Origin of the sequence: Acinetobacter sp. TYF_19, from assembly GCF_043105125.1 — a bacterium.
Taxonomy (GTDB): domain Bacteria; phylum Pseudomonadota; class Gammaproteobacteria; order Pseudomonadales; family Moraxellaceae; genus Acinetobacter; species Acinetobacter johnsonii.
The window spans coordinates 14,816-37,529 of sequence record NZ_JBICLH010000057.1 but is presented as its reverse complement, the minus strand read 5'-3'; the positions used below and the strand labels follow the sequence as shown (position 1 = coordinate 37,529).

Below are 22,714 nucleotides of genomic sequence, written 5' to 3'. Positions count from 1 at the left end.
TCATAATTTTGTCATATTGTTAAAATAAAAAAGACCACAAAAATGTAGTCTTTTTTAACAGTTCAATGTAGTTGAACTAATTGGCTTTCAGTTTTAGAAATCAAATGACGTTTGAAGGTAGAAGGTACGTGGTTGCCCTACATATTTTCCGCCTGTTGAGTCAGTAGAACGTGTGAGATATTGTTTATCAAACACGTTTTTAACGCCACCCGCGATTTTTAAACCGTGAAATTGCTCACCAAAGTCATAGGCTGTACGCACGGCAAAAGTGGAATAACCTGGAATATCACCTAATTTTCCATCAGCCGATTCGTCAGTTTGATAGGTATCACCCGAACCTGGAGAATGCTGCTTAGATTGGGCAAACATATCTGCATTGATGCTCCATTGATTCACTTTATAGCCTAAACCAACATTTGCTGTGTGGCGTGAGTAGAACGGAAGATCTTTGTCTTCAAAGTCGCCTGCTTCAGCCACAGCTTTGGTGAAGGTGTAGTTGCTATAGAGTTTTAAGCCCTCAAGCGCATCGGTTAAATAGGCAAAGTCATAAGCCAGACCAAGTTCTACACCTTTGTGACTGGTTGCACCTAAGTCTGTCCAAATGCCATTGTTCTGCGCATCACGTTCTAAAATTAACTCTTTTTTGAAGTCTAAATAAAACGCGGTTAATTCTGCATTTAGACCATTGCCTAAATACTTCGTCCCAATTTCATAGTTGTTGGACTTTTCAGGATGCAAGCCATCAGTTGTACTTTGCGCAACCCCACCTTCTAAACGTGCCAATTGGTTGTATTGCTGTGGGCCGAATGAGACGCCCGCATTGGCAAAAATGTTCCAATTGTCTGTCGCTTTATACATAACCGATAGGCTGGGTAAAAACTCATCTGAATCAATTTTTGGTGAAACGGTATTAACTGCTACGCCTTGGTTATAGGCAGTAAAATTGTTATGTGTTTCAATTGATTCAAAACGTAGTCCCGGTGTGATGACCCAGTTACCTAAATCGAAGCGGTTATCTGCATAAATCGCATGTGCTTTAGTGCCACCTTCACTCGTGGTACGTGCTTTAATTTCGGTCACAGGTGCATTCAATGCATATGTAGATGAGCGACCTGAGAACTCAGAACTATCTTCATCTAAATAACGATAGCCGATAGTAAATTCGCTATTTGAGTTACCTAATTGGTATGCACGAGACCAGCGCGGTTCAATGGCAAAAACTTTATAGTCGCGTGGAGAGGTATCCATACGCGAAGTCGTTGCACTAAGATCTGTCTCTAAGTCGCTCGTGCGAAATGAGTCAATATAATAGGTCAGCAATTCAAAGTTATTTTTTTCATCTTGATGCGTATAGCGGAATGACACATCTGAGCGGCGACCAGAGAAATAATTACGTGACTTATTTGACTGATAAGGGTTTTGTGCATATTTTTCGGCAGTTAAGCCTTCAGGCATTTCACCATAACCTTCATAGTGATGTAGGTTTAAGGCAATCGCATCCGCATCTGTAATTTGATAGGCCGTTTTTAACATGACATCATCAATGTCAGTTTTATTATTGGCTTCACGGTAGCCATCACCTTTTGTGCCAGAATACAGTAAAGCAAGGTCTAAACCATTATCTAAGGTTCCGCCTACAAATAGATTCGGGCTGTATTTGACTTGATCTGTACCCGAAGCATATTCGGTCGTTAGGCTGACATTACCTGCAAACTCTTGAGGAATAGCACGAGTTGCAAAATTAATGATACCGCCAACGTTCTGCGGCCCAAAACGTACAGAGCCTGCACCACGAGCCACATCTACAGATTCAATATTGCCTAATGATACTGGTGCTAGAGAAAGCTGAGGCTGTCCATAAGGCGCAAATGAGAGTGGGACGCCATCGAGCAATACTGTAGAACGAGGAGATAAACGAGAGGCTAAACCACGGACCCCAATATTGAGTGAAACATCACTGCCACCAGTACCATTATTTTCTTGGACTTGAACACCAGGCGCTTGCTTCAGGGCATCTTTAATTGAAGTCGCAGCAACTTCATCTAAGCGATTACGAGTAATAATCGTACGAGCGCCTGCATGCTTTTGCACTTTCTCTGCATTGGCATCTTCTAACCAGTTGCCTTGTGCTTCAAGTTTAATGGTCGGAAGCACATTGTTGCTCGTTGCGTCCGTGAGTTCTTCTGCTTGTGCATAGGTCAAGCAGCTCATAAAAAGTCCAATCGCAATACTGAGTTGTTTGGCTTTGAATAATCTGCGATCCTGCAGATGAAGACGTGATTAAATCATTCTTTTGTGCGCAATCCATAAGAAAGAGCGCGGCTATCATATGCTGAACTTTGTTGAAATTAAATAATAATCATTATCACTTATTGCAATTAAAACACTAAAATTAATAGGCGAATTAAAGTTTTATTGATGGATACACAATAAAAAAGCCACGTTTAACATGGCTTTTGAGATGAATTTGAATGAAATCTATTATTTAAGTTGAACAGTACCATTTGCATTGACAGTGATTTTAGATTCACCGCCTGCAACATCTTGCATTGGCACATCAGCTGCTGCAAATTTTGCACTTTCTGCACGCATCATGACTGGGCGAGGGTAGTAGTTGCTGGTATTAATGTTTAAGTTAACCAAGTTATAACCTGACTTACTCCATGCTTGTACTAATGATTGCGCACGCTGTTGAAAGTTTTTCGATGCTTCAACAATCAGCTCATTTTCCACTTTCTTACGTTGTGTGTCGGACACACTGAAGCCGATTGACTGTGTTTGGAAGTTTTGCTGTAGCTCACCAATCAATTGGCTCGCCGCTTTAAAATCGGTACTTTCTAAATTAATTTCAGCACGACCACGCCATTCTTTTAACTTTTGGTTGTCATCGTTGTAAATTGGGTAGGTGGTTTGAGAACCTGTTTCGACTTTTACGCTTGGATATTTACGAGCTAAAGCTGTGGCTTGATTCATCAGCTGCGTAATTTGTGTAGCGAGCTCGGCAGGTTGTTTGTTACTACGTTCAATGTAAAGCGTTGCATTCATTAAATCGTTGGATACTTGGCGTGTTGCCTCGGCCTGAACATTGACAATATTGTAGTTTAATTGGTTCTCAGACTGAGCAAAAACTGCTGAGCTAAATAAAGCACTAAGCGCGATTGCTGGGATGAAGAATTGACGCATTTTTATTCCTTTTTTATTTAGGAGGAGTTTTGCAACATTTGTAAAAAGCTTAAAGCCAATTTGTGGTGAATTTGCGAAAATATTGTGGTTCGATTGTAAAAAAAAGGTATAAAATATTTTTCAGAAAAACCTAGATAAATCTATTTATTTCAAAAACTTATTTTTCAACCAAGGTGAGTATTTTGAATTTTTGTGGCGAAGTTGAAAAATAAATAAATTCATCGGCTTTTCTTTACGTTGTCACACTATAAGAGGATAATTTAAGCTATGGTTTGGCATGATATATTTTTTTAGTAAATTTCTGGCAGATAATGTGCAAAAGCTGTTTATTTTATTGAAAATTTCTGTATCATCCGCCTCCTAGTTATGAAGTATCCAAACGCTATCTGACTAGAATTTATAAAGCGCCGAGTCAAAGGACCAAAAGTCACCCGACTTATTTCTTTCAACCCATATCAGAGATGGTAATTCGATATGAGCGTTTCTTCTGTAAACCCTGCCACTAATACTACTAACGAATACTATTTGACTCGCCAAAGTCAGATGGAATCCAATGTTCGTAGCTATCCACGGAAATTACCGTTAGCGATAGCCAAAGCATTAGGCTGCTGGGTTACTGATGTTGAAGGTACAGAGTACCTCGATTGTTTAGCTGGGGCAGGAACATTGGCTTTGGGCCATAATCATCCTGCGGTAATTCAAAGTATTCAAGATACACTTGCAAGTGGCCTTCCTTTACATACTTTGGATTTAACGACACCTTTAAAAGATGCATTTACTGAAGCATTGCTTGAACAATTACCAGGCGGTAAGGAAGAGTATTGTTTACAGTTCTGTGGTCCATCTGGTGCAGATGGCACGGAAGCAGCAATTAAATTAGCGAAGACGTATACCGGTCGTAGCACAGTGATTAGTTTCTCTGGTGGCTACCATGGTATGACGCACGGCGCTCTTGCAATGACAGGTAATCTGTCTGCGAAAAATGCTGTAAATGGTTTAATGCCAGGCGTTCAATTTATGCCGTATCCGCATGAATACCGTTGCCCACTTGGTTTAGGTGGCGAAGCGGGTGTGGATGCTTTGACATATTTCTTTGAAAACTTCATTGAAGATGTTGAAAGTGGTGTAACCAAGCCAGCTGCTGTCATTCTTGAAGCAATTCAAGGTGAAGGCGGTGTGGTAACAGCGCCAACCAAATGGTTGAAAAAAATCCGCGAAGTGACTGAAAAACACAACATTGTGTTGATTCTTGACGAAGTTCAAGCAGGCTTTGCACGTTCAGGCAAAATGTTCGCATTTGAACATGCGGGTATTGAACCTGACGTAGTAGTAATGTCTAAAGCCGTTGGTGGTAGCTTACCACTTGCTGTATTGGGTATTAAACGTAAGTTTGATGCTTGGCAGCCAGCAGGTCACACGGGTACTTTCCGTGGTAACCAATTGGCAATGGGTACTGGTCTTGCAACGATCAAAACTATCAAAGAACAAAAGCTTGCGCAAAATGCACAAGAACGTGGTGATTTCTTACAAGCTGAATTTAAAAAGCTTGCTCAAGAGTTCCTATGTATCGGTAACGTGCGTGGTCGTGGTTTGATGATTGGTGTTGAAATTGTTGATGAGCGTAAACCAGCGGATCATATGGGGTCTTTACCTGCAGATGGTCAACTGGCAGCAGCGATTCAAGCGGCATGCTTTAACAACAAATTGTTGTTAGAAAAAGGTGGTCGTAACGGTACAGTGATTCGTTTACTTTGCCCACTTATTATCACTCAAGCTGAATGTGAAGAAGTAATTGTTCGCTTTAAGAAAGCAATTGCTGAAGCACTTGTTGCAACTCGAGGCGCGTAATCATGGTTGATTTTGCAGAACACCGTAAGGCGTTACTCTGCAATGATGCTGCATCTATTGCTGACTACTCGTCAGCAATGGATCAAGCGACTAAAGCAGTTGCAGCATGGTTGCAAAACGACAAAATGTACACGGGCGGTAGCATCAAAGAGCTCCGCAGTGCGATTGCATTTATTCCTTCTAAAGAAGGTTTGGGTGTACAAAAGTCACTTGAACGTATGGTTGAGCTTTTCTTAAACAAAAGCTTAAAAGTCCATCACCCGCACTCGCTCGCGCACTTGCACTGTCCAACTATGGTGACCAGTCAAATTGCTGAAGTGCTGATCAATGCAACGAATCAATCGATGGATTCTTGGGACCAAAGTCCTGCAGGTTCATTGATGGAAGTTCAGTTGATTGACTGGCTTCGTCAAAAAGTGGGTTATGGTGCAGGTCAGGCAGGCGTGTTCACTTCTGGTGGTACACAGTCAAACTTGATGGGTGTACTGCTTGCACGTGATGCATGTATTGCGAAAAACTGGAAAGACGAAAACGGTAATCCGTGGTCTGTACAGCGTGATGGCGTGCCGGGCGATGCGATGCGCAACGTCAAAGTTATTTGTTCTGAAAATGCACACTTCTCTGTACAAAAGAACATGGCGATGATGGGTATGGGCTTCCAATCAGTCGTGACCGTTCCTGTGAACGAGAACGCGCAGATGGATGTGGATGCACTTGAAAAAACCATGGCTCACCTTCAAGCTGAAGGTAAGATTGTGGCGTGTGTGGTTGCAACTGCGGGTACGACCGATGCAGGTGCAATTGATCCACTGAAGCAAATTCGTGAAATCACCAACAAATATGGCGCGTGGATGCACATCGATGCGGCGTGGGGCGGTGCTTTAATCTTATCGAACAATCATCGCGATATGTTGGATGGTATTGAGCTTTCTGACTCAATTACGCTGGATTTCCATAAGCATTACTTCCAAACCATCTCTTGTGGTGCGTTCTTGTTAAAAGACGAAGCGAACTATCGTTTCATGCACTACGAAGCTGAGTATTTAAACTCTGCTTATGACGAAGAGCATGGCGTGCCTAACCTCGTGTCTAAGTCACTTCAAACAACACGTCGTTTCGATGCGTTGAAGCTTTGGATGACTGTTGAAGCGCTTGGTGAAGAACTGTATGGCTCTATGATTGACCACGGCGTTACTTTAACTCGTGACGTTGCTGATTATATCAATGCAACTGCTGGTTTAGAGATGTTGGTTGATCCACAATTTGCATCTGTATTGTTCCGTGTGGTTCCAGCAGGCTATCCAGTAGAATTGCTTGATACCTTAAACCAAAACGTTGCAGATGAATTGTTTGCACGTGGTGAAGCGAATATTGGTGTAACTAAAGTAGGCCACAATCAATCATTGAAAATGACGACTTTAAGTCCAGTTGCGACTTTAGATAACGTGAAGAATCTGCTTGGTCTTGTCCTTGCAGAAGCGGATCGTATCAAAGGTCCAATCGCAGATGGAACCTATACACCTGCAATTGCTTAATCGATTGTTTGTGTTAAAAAAGGAGCTGATATCAGCTCCTTTTTTATGTGTTCTAAATATTAAAGAACATAACATCACTGGCTAAGTTTCTAATTTTAATTATGTTGGAGATGCTTTATTTTTCTATGAAGTAGTTGTCGATATCTGCTTCAACTATGATTTTCAGGAAAATGAGCTTCAATAGTTAAGACTAAAGCTAAATATTCGGGCTTTTGATTTTCAACAGGCAAATGATTTCCTTCACGAATTTTCAAGTTAAAGGTATGACCTGCACGACAGGCAAGTCCTTATCATAATCCCGAAAAATTGGGGGGTAAATAAACGTGTTTGGCTAGCTGTCATGGGAAATGTCGCACTCATATGACTTGTCACGCTTATTACGAAAAATGAATGGTTAAGGCGGCAGTAAGGGGAGGAGAAACCCAAAATCTCCTTCTTTGAGCTATCTTTTAGAAAAAAGATAAAGCGGTGTCGTCAGAAATACCCATTATTCGGACAAATATTTCTAAAAATAAGAAAAGTACCTGAGTCTGAAAGTCATAAATTTGCTCTCGTATTTGAGATGAGCATGCTATTTTTCAGTAATAAATAAGGGATAAAAGGTAAAAATTAAGACCTAAATGATGCTCAATTTTCTAAATATGACACCACGCATTTGTCATTTATAGGTTATGAAATTCTGACAAATGGCGAAAATTTATATGGATTTTGCATATAGGTATACGCAAAGTTTTATAGATTAGAAGGGATATTCAATGTTAAATAAATCAAAGTCTATGAAGTTCTTTTTTGCTTTATGTATTGATTCTAAATGTGTTTTATTTTTTATAAAAGCGTAAAAGATGTTTATGTAAAATGAATTACGCACTCTCGGTATATCGAAATAAGAAAAATTCTTTACGTGTTTAGACTGGGTGAAATTGAACAAAGTGTAACGAATCATGGAAAAATAAAAATAAACATCATGAAAGTGTCACAATGCTGTAACTTGCTTGTCATATTCTGAAATCAAAATGCAGTTATCCAAAAAAGTACAAGACTGAATAAAAAGTGGCGTACTCCAAAATGTTTAATATGTGAGATAACAAATATGCGCTTAAACCATATCGCACTTGCAGTAGTAGTTTCTGGGGCAGCTGTAGCAACCACGGCAAACGCAGCTCGTGACACAATCCAAATTGCGGGTTCTTCAACAGTTTTACCATATGCAAGTATTGTTGCTGAAGAATTTGGCAATACTTTCCCACAATTTAAAGCACCAGTTGTTGGTTCTGGCGGTTCTTCAGGTGGCTTAAAACAGTTTTGTAATGGTGTGGGTGATAACACAATTGATATCGCAAACGCATCTCGTAAAATTAAAGATACAGAATTAGCTGCTTGTAAGAAAGCTGGTGTGAACCAAGTGATCGAAATCAAAATTGGCTATGACGGTATTGTATTCGCTTCAAATGCAAGCAAAGCAGCATATAAATTACGTCCACAGCACGTCTATGCAGCTTTAGCAGCGCAGTTACCATCTAACGGTAAAATGGTTGCAAACCCATATACACGTTGGAACCAAATTGACAAAAGCCTTCCAAACGAACCAATCACTTTAGTGATTCCAGCATCAAACCACGGTACACGTGAAGTGTTCCAAGAAAAAATGGTTGATGCAGGCTGCGAAACTTATGCAGCAATCAAAGCAATGGATAAAGATGCACAAAAGAAAGCATGTTCAACTTTCCGTAAAGACGGCAAAGTGATTGAGATTGCGGGTGACTACACTGAAACTTTAGCGCGCTTAAAAACCTCGCCTAGCGCAGTAGGTGTGTTTGGTTTGGGTTTCTACGACCAAAACCGTGACAAGTTACGCGTAGCTACAGTGAACAATGTTGCACCATCTGAAAAGACGATTTTGAATGGTTCATACCCAGTTTCTCGCCCACTATTCTTTTACGTGAAGGGTGAGCATTTGAAATCAATCAAAGGCTTAAAAGAATACACGGAATACTTCATCAGCAAGAAAGTATCAGGTAAAGGTTCTAAGCTTGAGCGTGCTGGTTTGATCTCAATGTCAGACAAAGAGCGTGCAGCAGTTCTTGCGAACTTCAAAGCAGGCAAAGCGGTTAAGTAATTAAGCGTAGAAACAGTCAACGGTAGGCAAGTCCTACCTTTGACGTTTTTTACTAGGATTAAGTTTTTTCAAATAATGAAAATTGAAAGAACCGTGGAGAATAGATGAATCTGCTACTTATAGGTGTGTTATTGGCACTGATTGCCATAGCCTATCAAATGGGCTTAAGTCAGAGCCGTAACTTAGCAGGTAAGGGAAATAATTCTGCAAAATTACACTCACGTCCGGGGTATTACGGTGCGTTAGTGGCTTTGTGGTGTGGTATCCCTGCTTTTTTAATTTTGATTGTTTGGAATATTGTTGAACCAAATGTTTTGAATCATGTGGTGTTAAATCACGTGCCAGCACAAGTCGCTGCAACCTTAGATGCTGCTAGTACGGATGTGTTGATTAACCGTGTAGAAGCGATTGCCTCAGGTTTTGGTGTCACAGATACACCAGCCGCGTATGAGCTTGCTGCTGCGGAGCAACTGGCGAAGTTTCAAAGCATTGGAACATTTGCAAAAATTGCAGTGGTGATTTGTGCTGCACTGGCAGGTTTAGTCGCTGCGAAAAAGCGCATTGCAACTCAATTCCGCGCGCGTAACCAAGTTGAAAAAACCATTAATGTTGCACTTGCGCTCTGTTCTGGTGTCGCGATTCTAACCACGATTGGTATCGTGATGTCGATGTTCAGCGAAGCGATGCGATTCTTCCACTTTGTGAGTCCACTCGACTTTTTCTTCGGTACAGAATGGAACCCCGGCTTTAGTACCTCTGGTAATGCAGAAGGAAGCTACGGCTTACTGCCATTACTTTGGGGTACCTTAATGGTCAGTGGTATTGCACTCTTGGTTGCAGTCCCTGTAGGTTTAATGATCGCGATCTATCTTGCTGAATATGCATCTTCTGGGTTTCGCTCATGGGCAAAACCAACCATTGAAGTTCTCGCAGGGATTCCAACCATTGTTTACGGTGTATTTGCACTGATGATCATTGGCCCATTCTTTAAAATGCTTGGTGAATCCGTTGGTTTACACATCAACGCAACTAGCGCACTCACTGCTGGTTTCGTCATGGGTATCATGATTATTCCTTTCGTTTCATCGCTTTCTGATGACATTATCACGCAGGTACCACGTGCATTACGTGATGGCTCATTAGGTTTGGGCGCGACAAAGTCCGAAACCATTCGTCAGGTGGTGATACCAGCAGCACTTCCGGGCATTATCGGCGCGTTCTTGCTTGCAGCGTCACGTGCCATCGGTGAGACCATGATTGTGGTGCTTGCAGCAGGGAATAGTCCTCTATTGCATGCCAATCCACTTGAAGCCATTTCAACTGTGACCATTACCATCGTAAACCAATTGACTGGTGATACTGACTTTGCAAGCCCGCAAGCTTTGGTGGCATTTGCACTAGGTCTAACACTCTTTGTAATTACGCTTGGTTTGAACATTGTTGCACTGTACATCGTGCGTAAATATCGTGAGCAATACGACTAATGACGACTTCTAATAGCACAGCAGATCAAGTATTTGATCCACAACATGCGGCAGAATTACGAGAAAAGCGTAAGCAAACGATCAGTAATTCATTGGCAAAACGACACCGTAAAGAAAAAACCTTTCGTTTCTTTGGTTTCTCGGCAGTGATTGCAGGTTTATTCTTTGTCGCGCTACTTTTTGGCAGTATTTTATCGAAAGGCTTACCTGCTTTTTGGCAAAGTAGCATGAGTTTACCTGTGTACTTTGACCCTGCCATTATTACGACAGGTGCAAAACCTGTACAGCGTGCCGGAGAATCTCCAGCGCAGTTTGAGGAGCGCTTTATTGCTTGGCAAACTGAAATGGGCATGGTGGATTGGGATGCTTTAATCGTGAATGCCATGATTGTAAAAGATCCAGCACTTGCTTCTAAACGAGATGATTTAGCTTCTTTGTACACCAGTTCTGAAGCGTATCGCTTACGTGATATGGTGATGAAAGATCCATCATTGGTCGGTAAGAAAGAAGACATTAAAGTGCTTGCCGATGCAAACGTTGATGTGTGGCTCGCAGGAAATATTGACCGTAGTTTGCCTGATGAACAGCAACAGTTGAGCCCAGAAGTTCGTCAACTTGCCGATGAAATGAAAGCTTCAGGGGTAATGGAAAATACTTTCAATACCAACATTTTCGTTAGTCCAGACTCGCGTAGTTCACCTGCAACTTCAGGTTTAGCAGGGGCATTCATGGGGTCGCTGTTCATGATGTTGATTGTGATCATTATTTCGATTCCAATTGGTGTGGCATCTGCAATTTATCTTGAAGAATTTGCACCTAAAAACTGGATCACTGACGTCATTGAAGTCAACATTAACAACCTTGCCGCTGTACCATCAATTGTCTTTGGTTTGCTCGGTGCTGCGATCTTTATTGGTTGGATGCATTTACCGCTTTCCGCACCATTGGTCGGTGGTTTGGTGCTGAGCTTAATGACTTTACCAACGGTGATTATTACGACACGTGCATCGTTGAAAGCTGTACCACCATCAATTCGTCAGGCCGCTTTAGGACTAGGTGCTTCACGTGTACAAACTGTATTTCACCACGTTTTACCACTTGCACTACCGGGGATTCTAACGGGTGCAATCATTGGTGTAGCACAAGCATTAGGTGAGACTGCACCGCTGTTATTAATAGGTATGAGTGCATTTGTTGCAAGTGTACCTGCGACCCCATTTGATCAATCAAGTGCTTTACCTGTACAGATTTTCTTGTGGCAAGGTAATGAGCTGCGTAACTTCTTCGAAGGACGCACAGCGGCTGCGATTATTGTCCTCCTTGCAATGATGATTGGACTCAACAGTATTGCAATTTGGTTACGTAAGAAATTTGAAGTCCGTTGGTAAGTGAGGGCAAAATATGAATACCGTTGTTAAAAATTCCTTAGATCAGGATCAAACAGTGAATCAAGAACACACTCAATTTACAAACCCGAATACGACCTCAGGTCAGCAGGGTACTTCTTTTGTGTCGCAGTTCGATACACAGACTTCTGCTAAGAAAGATCAGGCACAAGGACAAGTCAAACTCAGCACTTCAGATGTACATGTTTACTATGGCGAAGCTGAAGCGATTAAAGGGATTGATCTGAATATCTACGAAAATGAAGTGATTGCATTTATTGGGCCATCGGGCTGCGGTAAATCGACCTTCTTACGTACTTTGAACCGTATGAACGACACCATTGATAGCTGTCGTGTGACGGGTAAAGTGATGTTGGATAATCAAGATATTTATGACCCAAACCTCGATGTGGTACTGCTTCGCGCTCAAGTAGGTATGGTATTCCAAAAACCAAACCCATTTCCAAAGTCAATTTTTGATAACGTGGCTTATGGCCCTAAACTGCATGGTTTAGCCCGTGATAAGTATGACTTAGAAGAAATTGTAGAAAACAGCTTACGTAAAGCGGGCCTTTGGGATGAAGTCAAAGACCGTTTAAACCAACCGGGCACAGGCTTGTCCGGTGGTCAGCAGCAGCGTTTATGTATTGCACGTACCATTGCGGTGAGCCCTGAAGTGATTTTGATGGATGAGCCATGTTCAGCGCTTGACCCGATTGCAACAGCGAAAGTGGAAGAGCTTATTTCTGAGCTTTCAACGCAGTATACGATTGCGATTGTGACACACTCGATGCAGCAGGCTGCACGTGTATCAGACCGTACCGCTTACTTCCATTTAGGCGACTTGATTGAAGTGAACTCAACCGAGAAAGTCTTCACTCAGCCAGATCATCAGTTAACTGAAGCCTATATTACAGGTCGTTTCGGTTAATACGCACAACTTGAAATATTTGAAAAAACAGAGCCTAAGTGCTCTGTTTTTTATACGCGAGCATTTGGTTTGGTGATGAAATAGCCACGATAATGGGCATTGTGTATTGCAGTCATATTGGACAATAAATGCGAAGATGTGCTGTCTGAGGGATTGACTCAGCTTATAAATGATTAAATGTGAAAGATAACGCATTACAGAATAAAACAAAAAATGGCTATTGAAAAAAAATGCCATTGACCTAATCTAGGTCATATACCGACGTATTATTTTAGAGAATATAATTTCTATGTTATTTCATTTACCGAAACTTCCCGCTGAAATTCGAATTACACATTTAAATGCGCGTATTAATGAACAACGTAAAAAAATTGCGCAAACTACAGCCTCTAAATTGGAGTTATTGCAACTGACTCAGCAGTTAGCGAAAGAGTCTCGTCACCGTAAAAAAGCCAATCAAAAAGTTTATATTCTAGATTTTAAAGGTGATACTGCGGCAACAGCGGTAGAAAGCTTACGTGAAGAAATTACTTTGATTTTAGCGACAGCCAAAGCAGGGCGTGATCGCGTTGTGGTGCGTTTAGAAAGCCCAGGCGGTATGGTACATGGATATGGTTTGGCTGCTGCCCAATTGGTACGTTTACGTGATGCAGGTTTCAATCTCACTATCTGTGTCGATAAAGTTGCAGCGAGTGGCGGTTATATGATGGCATGTATCGCCAATCAGATTATTGCTGCACCTTTTGCGGTTGTTGGTTCAATTGGTGTGGTCGCGCAAGTCCCTAACTTTAATCGTCTGCTAAAAGAACACAATATCGATTTTGAACTGTACACAGCAGGGCAATATAAACGTACAGTGACGATGTTTGGTGAAAACACAGCAGAAGGTAAGGCGAAGTTTGAAGAAGAGTTACAACAGACGCATGTCCTGTTTAAGCACTTTGTTGAAAAATACCGTCCACAACTCAATGTTGAGAAAGTAGCGACAGGTGAGCACTGGTATGGGCAAGATGCTTTAGATTTGAATTTGGTCGATCAGTTACAAACTTCAGATGCTTATTTACTTAATTTACTGACCGATCATGATGTTTATGTCATTTCAACACGTAAGAAACCGACTTTAGGTGAGAAGTTAGGCTTACAAGCTGCGCAAATGGCAGATGCCTTGGTACCAGCAGTCATGAATAAAGTGATGGAAACCTTAACTAAAACCAATGCAAATTTGGTGCAAATGCGTGATCCGAAACTTTAATATTTAGTTGGCCGATTCATTTCAAAAAGTCTGGTTCCGAAATATGCAAAAAGCAATTTTAGAACCAGACTTTTTTGTCTTAAGCCAAGTACGCTTTAATCATTTTTACCAAACGTTCAATCAGTTGATCCGCCTGATCTTTGGTAATGTTCAAGGTCGGCAGTAAACGCACCACAGAACCCGCAGTAACGTTAATAATGGTGCGGTATTCATCACGAGCGATGTTGACTAAGTCACCACATGCTTTTGGTAGCTCCACACCAATCATCAAACCAAAGCCACGGACAATCACATTTTGATCGGCAAGTTGGTTACGCAGTTGTTCTACGATGTAAGAGCCTTGTTCAGCTGCATTTTGTACAATGTTTTCTTTTTGCATAATGTCGATGATGGTATACACCACACGCGAACCCAATGCTGAGCCACTATATGTTGAACCGTGGTTACCTGCGGTCAGCACGCCTACACCACGACCTTGAGTCATCACCGCACCAATGGGGAAGCCATTGCCTAAACCTTTGGCTGTGGTGAGTACATCAGGAATGATGTTGGTGTGTTGGTAGGCAAAGTATTCGCCCGTACGACCATTACCAGTTTGAACTTCGTCCAACATCATTAGCCAGTTGTGTTGATTACAGATCTGACGAATCTCTTCCAAATAGCTAAAGCCTTGCGGAGCAGTGTTGACACCACCTTCGCCCTGAATTGGCTCGACAAAGATTGCGACGATGTCTGGATGGTGAATTGCAGCTTCTTCAATAGCTTCAATGTCACCGAATGGAACACGAATAAAACCTTCAACCAATGGACCAAAGCCTTCTTGGACTTTTTTGTTGCCTGTTGCTGATAAAGTTGCCATGGTACGACCATGGAATGAGTGCTCTGCAACAATGATTTTTGGATTGGCAATGCCTTGCATGTAGCCAAATTTACGGGCAATTTTGATTGCACCCTCATTGGATTCTGCACCACTGTTTGAAAAGAATACTTCTTCCATGCCAGCAACTTCAGCAAGTTTTTGTGCTGCAGCCGTTTGCCAAGGCACTTCAAACAAGTTACTGGTATGAATGAGAGTCATAGCTTGTTCTGCAATCGCTTCTGCAATGACAGGATGTGCATGGCCTAAACCACAGACTGCAATGCCCGTTAGCGCATCAAAGTATTCAGTACTATCCTCCGTGTACAGATAAGAGCCTCGACCTCGGACAAAGCTGATCGGCTGACGGCCAAATACTGGCATCAAATGTGAGGGTTGATCAGTTTGTACAGGAGCAAGGGTAATGTTATTCATGACTAACTCTTATCTGTTAGAGGGTAAGTGAAATCCAATATTAAGCAATTATGCTTGTAGTTTTAAAGCCTAAATCTAAATAAAAGTCGAAATATTGCTTTAGGCATACTGTTTTTCTACGTTTTGGGTATAATGCGGGTTAGATTAGTTGAGGATTGATCAATGACTGAACAAGCACGCGATACCGAAGCGTTAATTCGTGACCAAATTGCAAAACACGCTGTACTTCTTTATATGAAAGGCACCCCACAGTTTCCACAATGTGGTTTCTCTGCACGTGCTGTAGAAGCGCTTAGTCAAATTGGTCGTCCGTTTGCTTATGTGAATATTCTTGAAAATCCAGATATTCGTGCTTTGTTACCACAAATTGCAAACTGGCCTACATTCCCACAGTTATGGATCAACGGTGAGTTGATTGGTGGTAGTGACATTATTCTAGAGATGTTCCAAAAAGGTGAATTACAACCTTTAGTTGAACAGCATAGTCCAGCACCTGAAGCTTAATCTTCAGTTGTAAAAAAAGCGCCATTGAGGCGCTTTTTTTGTTTGAGGGAAAGGCTTAATCCGTTGTAATTACAGTGCTTACAGCTTCAGGAGTTTGTTCCGCTGTATTTTCAGTTGCAACGGTCTTCTTTTCAGCTTTGTCCTTTTTTTTGTCCTTCTTCTTTTTTTTCTTTTTCTTCGGCTCTTCTTCAAACTCAGCACCATCTTCAATGGCTTGCCAATAATCTAACTGATCCATCACCGCTGCATAAATGGACTTCTTCGTGTAGCGTCCTTTTTTGTCTAAAGTACCGACTGGTCGAGCCATAAGTAGTTCAAGCGCTTGATCAATCGTATCTATAGCATGAATGTGGAACTGGCCATTTGAAACCGCATCAATCACATCTTTACGTAACATTAAATGTTGCATATTTTGACGCGGAATAATCACACCTTGTTTACCAGTTAAACCTTGAAGTTTACATGCATCGAAGAAGCCTTCAATTTTCGCATTGACACCACCAATTGGTTGAACTTGACCTAATTGGTTCATTGAGCCAGTAATCGCCCAAGATTGATCAATCGGGAGTTGGCTAATCGCTGAGATTAAAGCAGAGAGTTCTGCAACCGTAGCGCTGTCACCATCGACTTGACCATAGCTTTGTTCAAAGGCAAGCGCGGCAGAGAAGTGTAGGGTTTGCTCACGACCAAAATGTGCTTTTAAGAACGATGACATCAATAGCACACCTTTGGCATGCAGAGAGCCACCGAGCTCGACACTACGCTCAATATCCAGAATATCTCCGCCGCCTTGATACACAGACGCTGTTAGACGTGATGGTAAGCCAAACTCAACATCCGCATAGTGAATGACCGAAAGCGCATTAATTTGGCCGAGGCGGTGTCCACGCGTTTCGATGAGCTGTGTACCACGTGATAAATCCTGCCAATAGAGCTCACGCAAATAACCTAAGCGATATTTACGATGATCTAATGCCATATTAATGTGTTGATCCGAGACCATCTTATCGCCTGATTGGAAGGCGTGATGATGCGCCTCACGAATCAAATCACCCAATGTGAGGGCATGTAGAGATAAGGAGCTTTGATCTTCGGCTTGACGGCTAGAATCAGTCAAAAGCGCAGAAAGCGCAGATCGATCGAAAGGAAGTAATTTATCGGCTTGTACATAGTCTGCGATTAGTTGCATATAGGCTTGTTCATTTACTTCATTACGCTGCAACGTATCAGTAAAGTCGGCACGGATTTTAAAGACACTGCCAAGCTCAGGTTCTACTTCAAGTATTTCATAGTAAATTTCAGGCTCTGCGAGTAAAACCACTTTCAAATTCAGCGGAATTGCCTCAGGTTCAATTGAGATACTTCCTGTCAGTGTCAACATATGCTCAAGTGAAGAAAGTTTTAACTGGCCTGATTTTAAAGCACGTTTTAGGCCTTGCCATGCATATGGCTGTTCAAGCAGTTGTTCTGCTTCTAACATTAAAAAACCACCATTGGCTTTATGCAATGTCCCTGGACGGATTAAGGTAAAGTCTGTAGTAATGGTGCCATGTTGAGTCAGTTGCTCTACGTGGCCAAGCAAATTGTAGTGAGTTGGGAAGTCTTCAAAAATAACTGGTGCACCAGCATTGGGTTTATGCGACACAATCACATTGGTTTGATAGCGCGAAGGGATACGACTAAACAGGCCTGGGGTAAAGTCATCTTCTTCTTGTTCGAGTACCACCTCGACATTGTTAATAATGTCTTCAGCATAATATTTTAAATAGTCTTTTAAGCCTTCAACCTCAGCAAACTTAGTCAGTAACTGTTCAACTTTAGGCAATAAAACTTGCTTGGCAATATCGCGATTCAACACTTGAACTTTATCGCGGGCGTCTTCTTCCAAGTCGCCTAAATGCATGCCTAAACGCTCAAGTTTTTTGTCCATGTGGCGTATATTGGCATTAATTTCAGAACGCTCTTTAGAGCTTAATGCATTGATGTCGGCCTGCGTCATTTCTAACACTTTATCGTCTACATACCGGACGGGGATAAAGCAGTGTTCATCATTCCGAGAGACCAGTTTGAGGTCGAGCTCTTCGCCTTCTTGAGTCAATTCAATCAAAGCTTGTTGCTGAACGTCACCCGTTTGTTGGCGAATGGCTTCTATACGGTTGTGGTAAGTTTCAGCAGTAAAGCGGCGCTCGAGCTGCTTTAAAGTGGTTTGCCATGTTTGATGTAACATGGTTTGAAATTTTACTGCCTGACCCGCAGGCAACTCTAAAGCAATCGGTTGACGTGGGCTTTTAAAATTATAAACGTAAACCCAATCGTTCGGTGTTGGCATATTTTTGGCGTGTTGTTGGAGTAACCGCTTGACCATGGTGCGCTTGCCCAAGCCAGCTGTCCCTACGGCAAAGATGTTATAGCCAGAGTAAGGTAATGAAATGCCTGCTTCAACTGAAGCACGTGCACGGTCTTGCCCTAAAAAATTATTGAGCGGTTTAATACGACGCGTTGAGGCTGGTATCTTATCCAGAGCAGGGGTGTGCGTCAGTTGCTCTGCTTGAAGTTGTGTCTTTGCTAAGGTCGTTTGAATTTCGGGTTGGTCAAATGCTGAACTAAGGTTGTTTTCTGGATTTTCTTGACTATTTAATGCAGGTGGTACAGATAAAGAAGAGCTCATTTGATCGTGTTTTTGGGTCACTTTGAAATCCGAAACTAAAGATTGCGTTAGAAACTTAAAGGTATACAGGTTTAATGCAAAAGATCAAGCAAAGTCGCAGTGTTTGTCGACAAAAATAGAACATTGATTTTATAAATCAGGTTGAAACAAATTGTATTAAGGGTTTGAATAGCAGCATTGGTTTTAAGACAACAAAAACGTAATGACAACACAATCTTCAGGATGGAAATCCGCCTTTACTGCATTTTTAGATCGCCGTGCGTTGATCATGCTGTTTTTGGGTTTCTCAGCAGGTATCCCAATCCTGTTAATTTTCTCGAGCTTATCTTTATGGCTAGGGGAAGCAGGTATCGATAAGAGCGCGGTGACTTTTTTTAGTTGGGCAGCTCTGGGTTATTCATTCAAATTTGTTTGGGCTCCTTTGGTCGATGAATTACCTGTACCAGTGCTGACCAAATTATTGGGTCGTCGCCGTGCATGGTTGTTGATTGCACAACTCTTAATTATTTGTGCCATTTCTATCATGGCTTTTTCAGATCCATCTCTTGGTCAGAGTTATCTTTACCAAATGGCTGCGGGTGCTGTGCTTTTAGGTTTTTCTGCTGCGACACAAGATATTGTGATTGATGCTTATCGTATTGAGCTGGCAGAAACGCAAATGCAAACAGTGTTGGCTTCAACTTATAACGCTGGTTATCGCATCGGCATGATCGTTGCAGGTGCGGGTGCGTTATTTTTAGCGGCTTATTTGGGTACAGCCAAAGGTAACTATATTTATGAGGCGTGGAAGTGGACGTATTTGGCAATGGCGGCGGTCATGTTGGTCGGGATCGCAACCACTTTATGCATACGTGAGCCACAAGTTGATCGGGTACGTAAAGAATATAAACGAGTAGATTATTATCGTTTAGTGGCAGTTTTCTTTGTGTCTGTGGTGAGTTTTGTACTGAGTTATATTTACTCAGGCAAGCTCACTGAAATGCTAATTCAGCTCTGGTCGATCAAAGATAGTTTTGCACTGTTTTGTTTTGAGGCTTTACGTTTTATTGGCTCTGGTGCTGTTGCATTTTTAGTGGGTTCAAGCCTAGTCAAAATGGGCGCTGTGAACAAACAAATGGCCTATGAAACATGGGTAAATCCTGTTGCTGACTTCTTTAAGCGTTATGGCGTGAAGTTGGCGTTGGTATTGCTATTGTTGATTGGTTTTTACCGTATTTCCGACATCATTGCAGGTGTGATCTCTAATGTGTTCTATCAAGACTTAAACTTTACCAAAGAGCAGATTGCTGAAGCGGTGAAAGTTTATGGGGTGATTTTTAGTTTGGTTGGTGGGTTTTTAGGAGGACTACTGGCGCAGCGTATGAACATCATGAAATTGATGTTTGTCGGAGCAATCTTGGCCAGTTCAACCAATCTCATCTTTATTGGTTTGGTCAAATCAGGACAACCTTTAAATGATGTTGTGATCAATGTTGGTGAGCAAAGTTTCAAAACTCAAGCGGATGAGACAGGTGCATGGGCAATTAAGGTTCCTGTTGAGCAACTTCAGGCAAGTGAACGTCTAACTGCAACGGCCAGTTTTCAAAATGATACTTCACAGCCTGTCTCGGTCACATTGCCTTATATTAGTCAACCGGGTGCATCTACGGCATTGCTCTTGCTTCCGATCACGGCTGATAATGTGATTGATCAACGAGAGTCTGAAGGAAGTATCGTGGTACGAGGTCAATACCTTGCTACACTGGCTGAAAACCAAAGGATTCAATTGAGCTTAGATGGTCAAAGCTTTGATGCAAAGTTAGACAAAGAAGGTGTGTTTAGCGCAGCAATCCCTGCTCAACTGCTTCTTGATTCAAACTCTAAAAAGCTGAATGCCATATTGATGCAAAATGAGCGTGCGCAACAACACACTGCGCTGAATTATCAGGTGGATCCCGCAGCTGCAAAATCTGTAACTTTAGATGTTGATCTTCAACCGATTAATTTGAATAAAGCAGTTGATGGACAGTTAGAAGTTAAAGGGAAGGTGATTAAAGAATATAGTTCAAACTGGCTGTATTTTGCGATTATTGTCGATAATTTGGCATCAGGTTTAGCAGGTGCTGCATTTATTGCATTTCTATCAAGTTTGACCAGCGTATCTTTCACTGCGGTTCAGTATGCAATTTTTAGTTCATTGATGACGTTGACACCTAAAATTCTAGGTGGTTACTCAGGCACAATTGTGTCTAATATTGGCTATCCAAATTTCTTCTTGTTGACCACACTCATTGGAATCCCAATTTTAATCTTAGTAGTCTGGGTGGCGAAACTTCTGCGTGAGCATGGCGCTGAGCAAAGTTAAAGCATCGACTTGTCCCGAATTAAAAAAGTAGCTCTTGCGGCTACTTTTTTATGGTTGAGGTTTGAAATATAGGACGGTTTTGCCTATATTGGGGGCTGAGAATAAATCATGAGGAAATTCCAATGCGCATGCTACATACCATGCTACGTGTAGGCAATTTAGAACAATCTTTGGCGTTCTATACTGAAGTGCTTGGTATGACTTTACTTCGTAAGCGTGATTACGAAGAGGGTCGTTTTACTTTGGCATTTGTGGGTTATGGTGATGAAGAAAATCATACGGTTTTAGAGCTGACACATAACTGGGATACGGACAGCTATGAATTAGGTAATGCTTATGGTCATATTGCTATTGCGGTAGACGATGCTTATAAAGCTTGTGAGGAAATCAAAGCGCGCGGTGGCAATGTTGTGCGTGAAGCTGGACCAATGAAGGGGGGGGTAACGGTTATTGCCTTTGTAGAAGATCCAGATGGTTATAAAATTGAACTGATTCAACAAGATAGTAATGCACGTAATAACTAAGCCGTTATTAGATCATATGCAGTGTGTATGCACAGTATTAATTAAAAAAATATTGAACATATCCTGTAAAAGCTAGCTTTACTTATATAGCTCAGTAAGATGAATTTACCCAAAGGTAAATGAGTCACTGGGCTTTTTCATTTTTAGAGGAATGACAGGATGTTGATATGTTGAAATTATTGGCACTCGATCGGTTTACGTTATTGCTATTTGTTATGGTGCTCTTAGCCAGCTTAGTCCCTGTTTCAGGCCAAGCGGCCAGTGTATTTGGTGTATTGACGACGGTCGCGATTGCGATATTATTCTTTTTGCATGGCGCTAAACTATCCCGTGAAGCCGTCATTCAGGGCATGATGCACTGGAAACTGCATGCTTTGGTTTTTGCATTTACCTTCATCCTTTTTCCAGTTTTAGGTTTGCTTGCAAAACCCATTTTGGTGCCACTACTTGGGCAGGAGCTGTATTGGGGCTTTTTGTTTATGTGCTTTTTGCCATCGACAGTACAGTCTTCAATTGCGTTTACTTCGGTCGCGCAAGGCAATGTTGCTGGGGCGGTATGTAGTGCTTCATTCTCGAATTTGATCGGGATGTTTATTACCCCTGTGATGGTGGCCTTTTTCATTTTGGGACAATCAGAGCATGGTTTTGATCCAACCTCGTCTATTCTTCAAATCACCTTATTGCTATTGGTTCCTTTTGTCCTTGGACAGCTACTTCGACCATATGTCTTTCCGTATATGCAAAAAATGCCAAGCATCGTCAAAGCATTCGATCAGGGTTCGATATTAATGGTGGTGTACGGTGCTTTCAGTGGTGCTGTGGTAGCGGGTCTATGGCAAGAGGTGAGTGTCGGTACGTTAATCCTATTGATCATTGTATGTTCGGTCTTATTGACGATTATTATGTTGCTTGGGTTGTTTTTACCACGTTGGTTGGGCTTTAACCGTGCCGATCAGAAAACCATTTTTTTCTGTGGTTCAAAAAAGACCTTAGCCAGTGGCGTTCCAATGGCACAGATTCTTTTTATTGGACAACCTTTGGGGATGATTGTTTTACCAATTATGATTTTTCATCAAATACAGCTGATGGTGTGTGGGATTATTGCCAACTATTGGGCCAAGCAATCTGAAATTGAAACGAAAGAATAATTGGCTATCTGATATTATATCTCGTATAATATTTGCCACTTGTTGTGCTTAGCTCTGACGGTATCCGTCTCGGTGGGCCAAAAGAATGGTCTGTTATGGTGTTGATCTGCGACTTAATTTAATTAAGTGGCCCTTTCCTCAATTTTGAGAGTGATCAATTGCGATGACAGCAAAACCTTCTTTAATTTTTATGGAGTAATCGACGATGCGCGCCGATATTCACCCAAAATACCAAACTTTAGTTGCTACATGTTCTTGCGGTAACGTAATCGAAACTCGTTCAGCACTTGGTAAAGAAACTGTTTACCTAGACGTATGTTCAGCTTGCCACCCATTCTACACTGGTAAGCAAAAGAACGTTGACACTGGCGGTCGTATCGACAAGTTCAAACAACGTTTTGCTGGCATGTCACGTTCTATCAAACGCGACTAATAGCAAAAGAAAAAAACGGGCATTTGCCCGTTTTTTTATACCTATGATTTTGATACAGAGTCATAGGC

16 protein-coding genes are annotated in these 22,714 nt (G+C 41.7%); 12 read left to right on the top strand and 4 right to left on the bottom strand.

Annotation, left to right across the window (positions count from 1 at the left end; genetic code table 11):
• Window positions 1–93: 93 nt before the first annotated feature.
• Together ACF8FD_RS07150 and ACF8FD_RS07145 are read right to left on the bottom strand one after the other, a co-directional pair.
• Entirely contained in the window at window positions 94–2,268 is a 2,175-nt protein-coding gene (locus ACF8FD_RS07150) for a TonB-dependent receptor family protein (RefSeq protein ID WP_392453296.1), read from the bottom strand.
• A 213-nt stretch (window positions 2,269–2,481) separates the two neighbouring features.
• Window positions 2,482–3,183, bottom strand: coding sequence for an SIMPL domain-containing protein (locus tag ACF8FD_RS07145; protein WP_234303708.1), 702 nt, complete (start codon window positions 3,181–3,183; stop codon window positions 2,482–2,484).
• A 474-nt stretch (window positions 3,184–3,657) separates the two neighbouring features.
• On the opposite strand from ACF8FD_RS07145, the gene ACF8FD_RS07140 reads away from it, so the two are divergent.
• The 7 genes from ACF8FD_RS07140 (at window position 3,658) to sohB (ending at window position 13,734) form a co-directional block, all read left to right on the top strand.
• Window positions 3,658–5,031, top strand: a complete 1,374-nt coding sequence (locus tag ACF8FD_RS07140) for a diaminobutyrate--2-oxoglutarate transaminase (protein WP_010326460.1) — start codon at window positions 3,658–3,660, stop codon at window positions 5,029–5,031.
• A gap of 2 nt (window positions 5,032–5,033) precedes the next feature.
• Entirely contained in the window at window positions 5,034–6,566 is a 1,533-nt protein-coding gene (locus ACF8FD_RS07135) for an aspartate aminotransferase family protein (RefSeq protein ID WP_058869439.1), read from the top strand.
• 1,090 nt (window positions 6,567–7,656) lie between these two features.
• Window positions 7,657–8,682 carry a substrate-binding domain-containing protein gene (locus ACF8FD_RS07130; RefSeq protein WP_004693599.1) on the top strand — a complete coding sequence of 342 codons (1,026 nt, stop codon included), beginning with the start codon at window positions 7,657–7,659 and terminating at the stop codon, window positions 8,680–8,682.
• Between the two features lie 104 nt (window positions 8,683–8,786).
• Window positions 8,787–10,166 carry a phosphate ABC transporter permease subunit PstC gene (pstC, locus tag ACF8FD_RS07125; protein WP_125280435.1) on the top strand — a complete coding sequence of 460 codons (1,380 nt, stop codon included), beginning with the start codon at window positions 8,787–8,789 and terminating at the stop codon, window positions 10,164–10,166.
• Window positions 10,166–11,554 carry a phosphate ABC transporter permease PstA gene (pstA, locus tag ACF8FD_RS07120; protein WP_234303707.1) on the top strand — a complete coding sequence of 463 codons (1,389 nt, stop codon included), beginning with the start codon at window positions 10,166–10,168 and terminating at the stop codon, window positions 11,552–11,554. The genes pstC and pstA overlap by 1 nt, the downstream gene beginning before the upstream one ends.
• Window positions 11,555–11,567: 13 nt before the next feature.
• On the top strand, window positions 11,568–12,482 hold the full coding sequence (pstB, locus tag ACF8FD_RS07115; protein ID WP_004693593.1) for a phosphate ABC transporter ATP-binding protein PstB: 915 nt from the start codon (window positions 11,568–11,570) through the stop codon (window positions 12,480–12,482).
• Between the two features lie 280 nt (window positions 12,483–12,762).
• Window positions 12,763–13,734: a protease SohB gene (gene sohB, locus ACF8FD_RS07110; RefSeq protein WP_286407986.1), complete on the top strand. Its 972-nt coding sequence runs from the start codon at window positions 12,763–12,765 to the stop codon at window positions 13,732–13,734.
• A gap of 79 nt (window positions 13,735–13,813) precedes the next feature.
• Here the strand turns inward: sohB and ACF8FD_RS07105 are convergent, their stop codons facing one another.
• Entirely contained in the window at window positions 13,814–15,025 is a 1,212-nt protein-coding gene (locus tag ACF8FD_RS07105) for an aspartate aminotransferase family protein (protein ID WP_279679166.1), read from the bottom strand.
• 162 nt (window positions 15,026–15,187) lie between these two features.
• Here ACF8FD_RS07105 and grxD point away from each other — a divergent pair, with 162 nt between their 5' ends.
• Window positions 15,188–15,529, top strand: a complete 342-nt coding sequence (grxD, locus tag ACF8FD_RS07100; protein ID WP_279679165.1) for a Grx4 family monothiol glutaredoxin — start codon at window positions 15,188–15,190, stop codon at window positions 15,527–15,529.
• Between the two features lie 55 nt (window positions 15,530–15,584).
• Here the strand turns inward: grxD and ACF8FD_RS07095 are convergent, their stop codons facing one another.
• Window positions 15,585–18,218, bottom strand: a complete 2,634-nt coding sequence (locus tag ACF8FD_RS07095; RefSeq protein ID WP_279679164.1) for an ATP-binding protein — start codon at window positions 18,216–18,218, stop codon at window positions 15,585–15,587.
• A 181-nt stretch (window positions 18,219–18,399) separates the two neighbouring features.
• Here ACF8FD_RS07095 and ACF8FD_RS07090 point away from each other — a divergent pair, with 181 nt between their 5' ends.
• From ACF8FD_RS07090 to rpmE, 4 genes are all read left to right on the top strand, one after another.
• On the top strand, window positions 18,400–20,541 hold the full coding sequence (locus ACF8FD_RS07090) for an AmpG family muropeptide MFS transporter (RefSeq protein ID WP_279679163.1): 2,142 nt from the start codon (window positions 18,400–18,402) through the stop codon (window positions 20,539–20,541).
• A gap of 122 nt (window positions 20,542–20,663) precedes the next feature.
• Complete coding sequence (gene gloA, locus ACF8FD_RS07085) at window positions 20,664–21,065, top strand: lactoylglutathione lyase (RefSeq protein ID WP_010326466.1); 402 nt, start codon at window positions 20,664–20,666, stop codon at window positions 21,063–21,065.
• A 167-nt stretch (window positions 21,066–21,232) separates the two neighbouring features.
• The gene (locus ACF8FD_RS07080; RefSeq protein ID WP_279679162.1) at window positions 21,233–22,213 is read left to right on the top strand and encodes a bile acid:sodium symporter family protein; all 981 of its coding nucleotides are present in this window, start codon (window positions 21,233–21,235) and stop codon (window positions 22,211–22,213) included.
• Between the two features lie 205 nt (window positions 22,214–22,418).
• Complete coding sequence (rpmE, locus tag ACF8FD_RS07075) at window positions 22,419–22,646, top strand: 50S ribosomal protein L31 (protein ID WP_004693579.1); 228 nt, start codon at window positions 22,419–22,421, stop codon at window positions 22,644–22,646.
• Window positions 22,647–22,714: the final 68 nt, after the last annotated feature.

Excerpts from the sequence above, each read along its gene's own strand:
- ACF8FD_RS07130 (WP_004693599.1), top strand. The coding sequence starts at position 7,657 with ATGCGCTTAAACCATATCGCACTTGCAGTAGTAGTTTCTGGGGCAGCT.
- ACF8FD_RS07140 (WP_010326460.1), top strand. The coding sequence starts at position 3,658 with ATGAGCGTTTCTTCTGTAAACCCTGCCACTAATACTACTAACGAATAC.
- pstA (WP_234303707.1), top strand. The coding sequence starts at position 10,166 with ATGACGACTTCTAATAGCACAGCAGATCAAGTATTTGATCCACAACAT.
- grxD (WP_279679165.1), top strand. The coding sequence starts at position 15,188 with ATGACTGAACAAGCACGCGATACCGAAGCGTTAATTCGTGACCAAATT.
- ACF8FD_RS07135 (WP_058869439.1), top strand. The coding sequence starts at position 5,034 with ATGGTTGATTTTGCAGAACACCGTAAGGCGTTACTCTGCAATGATGCT.
- pstC (WP_125280435.1), top strand. The coding sequence starts at position 8,787 with ATGAATCTGCTACTTATAGGTGTGTTATTGGCACTGATTGCCATAGCC.
- ACF8FD_RS07145 (WP_234303708.1), bottom strand. The coding sequence starts at position 3,183 with ATGCGTCAATTCTTCATCCCAGCAATCGCGCTTAGTGCTTTATTTAGC.
- gloA (WP_010326466.1), top strand. The coding sequence starts at position 20,664 with ATGCGCATGCTACATACCATGCTACGTGTAGGCAATTTAGAACAATCT.
- ACF8FD_RS07080 (WP_279679162.1), top strand. The coding sequence starts at position 21,233 with ATGTTGAAATTATTGGCACTCGATCGGTTTACGTTATTGCTATTTGTT.
- ACF8FD_RS07090 (WP_279679163.1), top strand. The coding sequence starts at position 18,400 with ATGACAACACAATCTTCAGGATGGAAATCCGCCTTTACTGCATTTTTA.
- rpmE (WP_004693579.1), top strand. The coding sequence starts at position 22,419 with ATGCGCGCCGATATTCACCCAAAATACCAAACTTTAGTTGCTACATGT.
- ACF8FD_RS07105 (WP_279679166.1), bottom strand. The coding sequence starts at position 15,025 with ATGAATAACATTACCCTTGCTCCTGTACAAACTGATCAACCCTCACAT.
- pstB (WP_004693593.1), top strand. The coding sequence starts at position 11,568 with ATGAATACCGTTGTTAAAAATTCCTTAGATCAGGATCAAACAGTGAAT.